The sequence below is a fragment of the Acidocella sp. MX-AZ02 genome (assembly GCF_000306035.1).
GTDB lineage: Bacteria > Pseudomonadota > Alphaproteobacteria > Acetobacterales > Acetobacteraceae > Acidocella > Acidocella facilis.
Genome location: NZ_JH976207.1, coordinates 1347107 through 1355957 on the forward strand (window position 1 = coordinate 1347107; position 8851 = coordinate 1355957).

Here is an 8851-nt window from a genome sequence, read left to right on the forward strand (position 1 = left end):
ACCCTCTTTTGCAAAAAAGGGTCGAAAACACGTGGGGATGTTTTTGAAAAAACACCCCCACACCCCCCAAAAACTTTTGCTCTTGTGGGGCCTGCGGCTTGTCACCAAAGCGCAATGCTTTCCATAGGTGACAAAGTGCCGCCGCATGGCTAAGGGGGCTTAACTCCTCTTAAACCGAAGCCAGGCGGCCCGATGAAGAATTACACCCCTCCTGCCCTGGCTGGGCATCGCATGCCGAACCGCTTCGACGGCGCGGCCATGCTGATGGTCATGGGGCTGCTGATCGCGCTGGTCGAGGTCGGGCGCAGCACCATCGCCACCCCGATCGCGCAGATCCAGAACACGCCGATCCATCTCGACCCGGCCTGGCTGCCTTATTACGCGCTGCGCTCCACCGCGCGCATGTTCGCGGCTCTGTTCTTCTCGCTGGTCTTCACCTTCACCTACGCCACGCTGGCGGCGAAATCCCGCCGCGCCGGCCAGGTGCTGATCCCGATCCTGGATATTCTGCAGTCCGTGCCGATCCTGGGCTTCCTCACCTTCACCACCGTGTTCTTCCTGCATCTCTTCCCCGGCCAGGTGATGGGGGCGGAGCTGGCCTCGGTGTTCGTGATCTTCACCAGCCAGGCCTGGAACATGGCCTTCAGCTTCTACCAGTCCCTGACCACCCTGCCGGCGGATCTGCAGGAAGCCTCGCGCTCCTTCCGCCTCTCCCCCTGGCAGCGTTTCTGGAAGCTGGACGTGCCGTTCGCCATGCCCGGGCTGGTCTGGAACACCATGCTGTCAATGTCCGGCGGCTGGTTCTTCGTCGTCGCGTCCGAGGCGGTGACGGTCGGCAACACCCAGTTCACCCTGCCCGGCATCGGCTCCTATGTGGCGGTGGCGCTGGCGAAGGAGGATCTGCACGCGATCATCTACGCCATCATCGCCATGCTGGTGGTGATTTTGCTGTATGACCAGCTGATCTTCCGCCCACTGGTGGCCTGGTCCGGCAAGTTCCGCTTCGAGACCACGGCCGCCGTCTCCGGCCCTGAGCCCTGGATGCTGAAGCTGCTGCGCCGCACTGCTTTGTTCCGGGCCATCGGCGAGGTGATCGGCGGGGCCTTCGGGCGGGTGTTCCGGCTGCGCCTCTCTCTGCGCCAGCCCGGCCAGGTGGATGAAACCAGCGAGCCTTCGCGCATCGTCGACGGCATCTGGTATCTGCTGATCGCCGCCATCGCGGTCTATGCCGCCTGGCAGATCGTCGCCTATGTCTCCGGCACGCTGCATTGGCGCGATCTCGGCACGGCGCTGCTGATGGGCATCTATACCGCCATCCGCGTCGCGGTGCTGATGGCGATCGCCTCGCTGGTCTGGGTGCCGATCGGCGTGTGGCTCGGGTTGCGGCCGAAGGCGACGCGCATCGCCCAGCCGGTGGCGCAGTTCCTCGCCGCCTTCCCGGCCAATCTGCTGTTCCCGCCCTTCGTGCTGTTCATCGTGATGTTCCATCTGAACGCTGATATCTGGCTCACACCTTTGATGCTGATCGGCACGCAATGGTATCTGCTGTTCAACGTCATCGCCGGTGCCGCCGCCTTTCCAGGAGACATGAAGGAGGCTGTGGCCAATTTCAACATTCACGGCCTGCTCTGGTGGCGCAAGGTGATGATCCCGGGCATCCTGCCTTATTACATCACCGGGGCGATCACCGCCTCCGGCGGCGCCTGGAATGCCTCCATCGTCGCCGAGGTGGCGAGCTGGGGCACCCACACCCTCACCGCCCATGGGCTGGGCGCCTATATCGCCCAGGCCACCAATAATGGCGACACGCCGCGCGTCGTGCTCGGCGTGGTGGTGATGTCCTGCTTCGTCATTCTCTTCAACCGCATCCTCTGGCGGCCGCTTTACGCGTACGCCGTCCGCCGCACCACGCTGGGGTAAACGCCATGGACCAGACCAACATCCCGCTCGTCTCCGTGCGCAATTGCCGGCAGGCCTACCATAAGGAGGCCAGCGCCGATCTGGTGGTGCTGGATAATGTCGATCTCACCCTGCATGAAGGCGAGATCGTGGCGCTGCTGGGCCGTTCCGGCTCGGGCAAATCGACGCTGCTGCGCATCGTCGCCGGACTGTTGAAGCCGACCTCCGGCGAGGTGAACTGGCGCGGCAAGCCGCTCACCGGCCCCGCCCCCGGTGTCGCCATGGTGTTCCAGAGCTTTGCTTTGTTCCCCTGGCTGACCGTGCAGGAAAATGTCGAGCTGGGGCTAGAAGCGCTGCGGGTGAAGAAGGATGACCGCGAGGAGCGCTCCGAAGAGGCGATCGATCTGATCGGGCTGGGCGGCTATGACGGCGCCTATCCGAAGGAGCTCTCGGGCGGCATGCGCCAGCGCGTCGGCCTGGCCCGCGCCCTGGTCGTGCATCCCGATCTGCTGCTGATGGATGAGCCCTTCTCGGCGCTGGACGTGCTGACCGCCGAGACGCTGCGCACCGACCTCATCGATCTCTGGATGGACGGCAAGCTGCCGGTGAAATCCATTTTGATCGTGACGCATAATATCGAGGAGGCGGTGCTGATGGCGGACCGCATCCTGGTGTTCTCCTCCAATCCGGGCCGCGTCGCGCATGAGCTGAAAGTGCCCTTCGCGCATCCGCGCAACCGCTTCGACCCCGCCTTCCGCGAGATGGTGGACGATATTTACGGCATCATGACCCGCCGCAAGGCGCCGGAAGTGCACACCGCCACCGCCGCCGCACCCAACCCGTTCGCGCATGTGCTGCATCCGGTGGGCACCAACCTCATCGCCGGTCTGCTGGAGACGCTGAAGAGCGAGCCTTATAATGGCCGCGCCGATCTTCCCGCCCTGGCCGCCGCCTTGCAGTTCGAGGTCGATGAGCTGCTGCCGCTGGGCGAGACGCTGAGCATGCTGGGTTTCGCGGAGCTGGAGGAAGGCGACATCATCATCACCGAAACCGGCCGGCGCTTCGCCGATGCGGAGACGGAGGACCGCAAGGAGATCTTCGCCGAGGCGCTGCGCACGCATGTGCCGCTGATCGGCGCGATCCGCGGGGTGATCGACCAGCGCTCCAACCACCGCGCCGCCGCGGTGCGCTTCCGCGACCAGCTGGAGGATCACATGTCTCCGGAATATGCGGAAGAGACGCTGCGCACGGTGATTTCCTGGGGCCGTTACGCGGAAATCTTCGAATATGACGAAGAGGCGCAGCAATTCGGCCTTGAGGAAGAGGACGAAGAAGAAACCGAGGATTAAGAGCAAAAGTTTTTGGTACCGCTTTTTTCAAAAAGCGTCGAAAAACGTTTGGGGTTTTGGCAGCCTCGTTACCAACACCCCAGAATTTTCGTGGCCCTTTTTGAAAAAAGGGCCACACCCCAAAAACTTTTTATTTTTGAATAAATTTCAGCAAATCTTCGTTGAAAGCCTCCGCCTGGATCTGCGCCAGCCCATGGCTGCCGCCGGCATAGATCTTCAGCTCCGCGCCTTTGACAAAATTCACGCTGCGCAGCGCGGAATTGCCGATCGGCACGATCTGGTCGTCATCGCCATGCGCGATCAGCGTCGGCACGTCGATCGCCTTCAGATCCTCGGTGAAATCCGTCTCGGAGAATTGCTTGATGCAATCGAGCAGCGCCTTGATCCCGCCCTGCATCCCCGCCAGCCAGAACGCCTCGCGCACGCCTTGCGAAACCTGCGCGCCCTCGCGGTTGGCGTTGTAGAACGGGATGGTCAGATCCTTGAAGAATTGTGAGCGGTCGCGGCGCACGCCGGCGCGGATGCCGTCGAACACCTCCATCGGCACCCCCTCGGGATTGGCCGCGCCCTTCAGCATCACCGGCGGCACCGCGCCGAGCAGCACGGCCTTGGCCACCCGCTTGGTGCCATGCCGGCCGATATAGCGCGCCACCTCACCGCCGCCAGTGGAATGGCCGACATGGATGGCCTCCTGCAGATCCAGCGCCGCGGTCAGCGCCGCCAGGTCGTCGGCATAGGTGTCCATGTCATTGCCGGTCCAGGTCTGTTCGGAACGGCCATGGCCACGCCGGTCATGCGCGATCACGCGGTAGCCGCGCTCGCCCAGGAAATTCATCTGCGCATCCCAGGCATCGGCACTCAGCGGCCAGCCATGGCTGAACACCACCGGCTGCCCCTTGCCCCAATCCTTGTAGAAAATCTGCGTGCCATCTTTGGCGGTGATCATGCTCATTTAAGTATCTCCGTTTTATACGTCACGATTAAATCGTACACGACTATTTATCAGGCGCTATTTCACAAGTCAATCGTGCACGATATAATCGGCGAAGTTTTTTTGGAGATCCCGCCATGGACGGTGGACAACAAGGCCAACCGGGCTTCAGCGCCCGTCTCGATGATTTTCTCTGCTTCTCGATCTACGCGGCCGAGCATGCCTTCAGCCGCGCCTATAAGCCGCTTCTGGCCGAGATCGGCCTGACCTATCCGCAATATCTGGCGATGACGCTGTTATGGGGGGAGGACGACCAGACCGTCGGCCAGCTCAGCCAGCGCCTGTCGCTGGAATCCAGCACCCTCACCCCGCTCTTGAAGCGGCTGGAGGCGGATGGGCTGCTCTCACGCCATCGCGATACCAAGGATGAGCGCGTGGTGCGGGTGAAGCTGACCCCGGCCGGCGATAAGCTGCGGCAAAAAGCGCAAACCATCCCCGCCTGCATTTTGCAGGCGACGGGGATGAGTCTGGAGGAGCTGGGGGCCTTGCGCGAGCAGATCCTGGCGCTGACCAAGCGGCTGCAAACAGCCGCCGGCGGCGATTAGCGTTTGATCAAGGACCAGTAGACCGGCTTGCGCCCAGCGGCGATGGCCTTTTCCTTGTAGCGCGTATGCGGCCAGCCTTCGGGGTGGATATCCACCCGGCTGACCGTGAACAGCTCCTGCCCGGCCAGCACCTCGTCCGTCCAGCCCTGATAGGTCGGATCGTCGGAGGCGATGCGCCATTCCCCGCCCTGGCGCAGCGCCCGGGCAATTTCAAGCACCATGTCCGGATGCACGAAGCGGCGCTTGGCGTGGCGGGCCTTCGGCCAGGGGTCAGGGAACATCAGGAACAGCTTGGAAAGCGCGCCATCCTCGAAGCCGCGCAGCAGCGGGCGGGCATCCTCGGTATAGAGCCGCAGATTGGGCAGCGGGGTGGGATCGCCCGCCCCATCCGGGGCGATGCGCGAGAGCAGCGAGCAAATGCCGTTATCGAAGACTTCGGCGGCGATATAGCCGACCTCCGGATTGGCACAGGCCAGCTCATAAGCATGCTCGCCGCCGCCGAAACCGACTTCCAGCCAGATCTCGCGCGGGGTGATGGAAAAGGGCGCGGCGGGCCAGGCGGTTTGCGGCAGGAAATGCTCCAGCAGCCATTCCTGGCGGGGGCGCAGCTTCTTGCCGTGGGCGCGGCCATAGAGCCGGTCGGGTTGGGGTTTCAGGGCGGTCATGGTCAGGCTCTTTGCCTGCGCACGAGCGCCACGCCAAGCCCCGCCACCGCCATGCCCACCCAGGCCAAGGCCGGCATCGCCTCGCCCAGCAGCCCCCAGGCCATCAGCCCGGAGACCGGCGGCACCAGATAGAACAGGGCCGAAACCTGCGAGGCGGCACCAAAGCGCAGCATGGCGATATAGAGCGAGATCGCGATCAGCGAATTGCCGATGACCAGATAGGCCATGCTGGCGATGAAGGGCGTGGTGAGATGCAGGCTGAAATGCAGCAGCGCGAAAGGCAGCGTGGTGACCAGGCCGACCACATATTGCACGATATTCGCCGCCACCGGATGCATGCCGGTGGAAAAGCGCTTCTCATAGAGGGTGGCCGCCACCATGCCGAGCAGCGCGCCGATGGAGAAGATCACCCCCAGCGGCGAAATATGCCCGGTTTCGCCATAGCCGAGAATGGTGATGGCGGCGCCGCAGAAGCCCAGCCCCAGCCCGGCCCAGCCCTTGGCGCCGATGCGCTCGCGCACCAGCAAGGGGGCGAGCACGCCGACCAGCAGCGGCTGCAGCGAGACCACCAGCGCCACCACCCCGGCCGAGGTGCCGCGCGCGAAGGCGGCGTAGCACATGCCGAAATAGATGGTCTGGATGCAGAACCCGACCACCGCCACATGCAGCAGGGCGATGCGCCGTTTGGGCAGCGCCGGGCGCAGCCAGAGCGCGACCGGCACCAGCACCGCCAGCGCCAGCGCATAACGCACCGCCAGGAAGGTGAAGGGGGCGGCGTACTGGATGCCGGTCTTGGAGACCGGAAACCCGGCCGACCACAGCATCAGGAACAGGAACGGTGCGGCGCGCAGCCAGCCCGGCGGGGCGTCTTCGGGGTTCATGGAGCCTCAAAAAGCAAACGGCCCGGGGACAAGCCCCAGGCCAAAAGTCGCAAAAGTTTTTGGGGGTATGGGGGCTTTTTTCTAAAAAGCCCCCATTCTTCCCTTAAACCCTTCCTTACCGCCCGAAGGCGCTCTTCAGCGCCGGCACCAGGTCGGTCTTCTCCCAGGTGAAGGTGCCCAGCTCGTCATCCGGGGTCCGGCCGAAATGGCCGAAGGCGGAGGTCGGCACATAGATCGGGCGGTTGAGCTGCAGATGCTCGCGGATGCCGCGCGGGGTCAGGTTGACCAGCTCGCGCAGGGTCTTCGCCACCTTGTCCTCGTCGACATCCTTGCCGGTGCCGTGCAGATCGACATAGAGCGACAGCGGCTGCGACACGCCGATGGCGTAGGAGAGCTGCAGCGTGCAGCGCTCAGCCAGGCCCGCGGCGACCACGTTCTTCGCCAGATAGCGCGAGACGTAAGCGGCGGAGCGGTCAACCTTCGTCGGGTCCTTGCCGGAGAAGGCGCCGCCGCCATGCGGGGCCGCGCCGCCATAGGTGTCGACGATGATCTTGCGCCCGGTCAGGCCGCAATCGCCATCCGGACCGCCGATCTCGAAGATGCCGGTCGGGTTGACGTAGAATTCCTTCTCCTCCGGCATCCAGCCCTCAGGCAGCGCGGCCTTGACGATCGGGCGGAGCATCTCCTTGACCATCTCCGGGCTGTAGCCCGGCTCATGCTGGATGGAGACAACCACGGAGGTGGCGCCCACCGGCTTGCCGTCCACATATTTCAGCGTCACCTGGCTCTTGGCATCCGGCAGCAGGCCCTTCACCTGGCTGTCGGCGGCGCGGCGCAGCTCGGAGATGCGGCGCAGGATCAGGTGGGAGTAATAGATCGGGGCCGGCATCAGCGCCTTGGTCTCGGAGCTGGCATAGCCGAACATGATGCCCTGGTCGCCCGCCCCCTCATCCTTGTTGCCGGCGGCATCCACGCCAACCGCGATATGCGCGGACTGGGCGTGCAGATGCACGGAGATCTCGGCATTCTTCCAGGAGAACCCCTCCTGGTCATAGCCGATATCATGCACCGCCAGGCGGGCGAGATGGGCCAGATATTCCTTGGTGATATTGTCCGGCCCGCGCACTTCGCCGGCCAGGATGATGCGGTTGGTGGTCACCAGCGTTTCGCAGGCCACGCGCGCGTAAGGGTCGGCCGCCAGATAGGCGTCAACGACGGTATCGGAAATCCGGTCGGCAACCTTGTCCGGATGACCCTCGGACACGGACTCAGAGGTGAACAGAAACTCTCCGCGATCGCGCATGTAAAACCCCCGTATGACTTGGTGTTGCAGACCGGTCAGTCGGCAACGGCGGGGTCCGGATGGCGCATCGGGCGGCTGGGGTCAATATGCCGTGCCGGCGCTGCCCTCGGCGCTTTTGCCGCATCGCGCCATCCGCCCGCACCGCATGTGCGCGGCGATTTCGCAAAACCCGGAAAAGCGGGCGGGATTTTTGAAAAACCCCGGCCGCCGGAGAAAATTCCGGCCTTTGGCTAAACTGTCTAAAGTTTCAAGAAATCCTTCATGCCATACAGCCCTGCCGGCTGCGCATGCACCCAGAGCGCCGCACGCACCGCGCCGGAGGCGAAGACCTTGCGGTCGAAGGCATGGTGGGTGAGGCTGATCTGCTCATCCCCGGCGGTGAAGCTCAGCGTGTGCGAGCCGATGATCTGGCCGCCGCGCAAGGTCGCGAAGCCGATCTCACCATCCTGGCGCGGGCCGGTATGGCCATCGCGGCCGGAGACGATGACATCCGCCAGCGCCACGCCGCGCCCGGCCGCCACCGCATGGCCGATGGCCAGGGCCGTGCCGGAGGGCGCATCCACCTTCTGGCGGTGATGCATCTCGAGGATCTCGGCGTCATACTGGCTGGCGGGCAGCGCATGGCCGAGCTTTTCCGCCAGCAGCAGCAGCAGATTGACGCCGGTGCAGAAATTCGCGGCGGCGATCACCGGGATCGTCTTCGCCGCCGCCGCGATCGCCGCCTCGTCCGCCTGATTGTAGCCGGTGGTGCCCAGCACCCAGGGGGTCTCGGTCTGCGCCAGGGCCTTGGCGTGGTCCTGCACCGTGCTGGCATGGGTGAAATCGATCACCACGTCCGACTCCCGCGCCAGCGCGGTGATGTCGGCGAAATGCGAGGCGCCCGGCGGGGCCATGCCGGAGCGGCTGGTGCCACCGGAGAGGGTGGCGGCGGCAGCGGCCTCCTGCGCCAGATAGATCCCCATGCGGCCGGAAATACCGGCGATGCCAATGCGTATGCTCATGGCGTTTGCATAGCCGGTTCCCGCCCAAATAAAAATCGCGGGAAACACGCAGATTTGTTGCGCCCTAAGATTGTCGAATGCTGGCGGTTTCGGATAGAACAAACATTGTCGCTTAAATTCAGGCTTTTACGAATGACGCCGGGAGAGTTTCCAAGAATGGGTTCGAAGACGAGACCAATCCCGGCTAGCGCAGCATTCCTGGCCTTTTTTGGCCTCT

Annotated in this window: 10 protein-coding genes; 4 read left to right on the forward strand and 6 right to left on the reverse strand. The window is 64.0% G+C overall.

Annotated elements, in window-relative coordinates; genetic code table 11:
• The first annotated feature begins 192 nt into the window (after positions 1–192).
• Positions 193–1920 (forward strand): ABC transporter permease subunit, encoded by a 1728-nt coding sequence (locus MXAZACID_RS06615; RefSeq protein WP_008493423.1) that lies wholly within the window; start codon positions 193–195, stop codon positions 1918–1920.
• A gap of 5 nt (positions 1921–1925) precedes the next feature.
• On the forward strand, positions 1926–3248 hold the full coding sequence (locus MXAZACID_RS06620) for an AAA-associated domain-containing protein (protein ID WP_008493424.1): 1323 nt from the start codon (positions 1926–1928) through the stop codon (positions 3246–3248).
• A gap of 130 nt (positions 3249–3378) precedes the next feature.
• On the opposite strand, the gene MXAZACID_RS06625 is transcribed toward MXAZACID_RS06620, so the two are convergent.
• Positions 3379–4200 (reverse strand): alpha/beta fold hydrolase, encoded by an 822-nt coding sequence (locus MXAZACID_RS06625; protein ID WP_008493425.1) that lies wholly within the window; start codon positions 4198–4200, stop codon positions 3379–3381.
• A gap of 116 nt (positions 4201–4316) precedes the next feature.
• Here MXAZACID_RS06625 and MXAZACID_RS06630 point away from each other — a divergent pair, with 116 nt between their 5' ends.
• Positions 4317–4784 (forward strand): MarR family winged helix-turn-helix transcriptional regulator, encoded by a 468-nt coding sequence (locus tag MXAZACID_RS06630; protein WP_008493426.1) that lies wholly within the window; start codon positions 4317–4319, stop codon positions 4782–4784.
• Here MXAZACID_RS06630 and MXAZACID_RS06635 read toward each other — a convergent pair.
• The 3 genes from MXAZACID_RS06635 to metK all read right to left on the reverse strand — a co-directional run bounded on the left by MXAZACID_RS06635 (position 4781) and on the right by metK (position 7633).
• Positions 4781–5449: a tRNA (guanosine(46)-N(7))-methyltransferase TrmB gene (locus MXAZACID_RS06635; protein ID WP_008493427.1), complete on the reverse strand. Its 669-nt coding sequence runs from the start codon at positions 5447–5449 to the stop codon at positions 4781–4783. The two genes, MXAZACID_RS06630 and MXAZACID_RS06635, sit on opposite strands and share 4 nt — an antisense overlap.
• A 2-nt stretch (positions 5450–5451) precedes the next feature.
• Positions 5452–6330, reverse strand: a complete 879-nt coding sequence (locus MXAZACID_RS06640; RefSeq protein WP_008493428.1) for a DMT family transporter — start codon at positions 6328–6330, stop codon at positions 5452–5454.
• A gap of 115 nt (positions 6331–6445) precedes the next feature.
• Positions 6446–7633, reverse strand: coding sequence for a methionine adenosyltransferase (gene metK, locus MXAZACID_RS06645; RefSeq protein WP_008493429.1), 1188 nt, complete (start codon positions 7631–7633; stop codon positions 6446–6448).
• 18 nt (positions 7634–7651) lie between these two features.
• On the opposite strand from metK, the gene MXAZACID_RS19690 reads away from it, so the two are divergent.
• Positions 7652–7867 (forward strand): hypothetical protein, encoded by a 216-nt coding sequence (locus MXAZACID_RS19690; RefSeq protein ID WP_205619743.1) that lies wholly within the window; start codon positions 7652–7654, stop codon positions 7865–7867.
• A gap of 5 nt (positions 7868–7872) precedes the next feature.
• Here MXAZACID_RS19690 and dapB read toward each other — a convergent pair whose 3' ends face one another.
• Positions 7873–8634: a 4-hydroxy-tetrahydrodipicolinate reductase gene (gene dapB / locus MXAZACID_RS06650; protein ID WP_039884772.1), complete on the reverse strand. Its 762-nt coding sequence runs from the start codon at positions 8632–8634 to the stop codon at positions 7873–7875.
• Positions 8631–8851: hypothetical protein (locus MXAZACID_RS19695; protein WP_205619744.1), on the reverse strand; the 221-nt coding region annotated here is incomplete at its 5' end. The genes MXAZACID_RS19695 and dapB, both read right to left, overlap by 4 nt.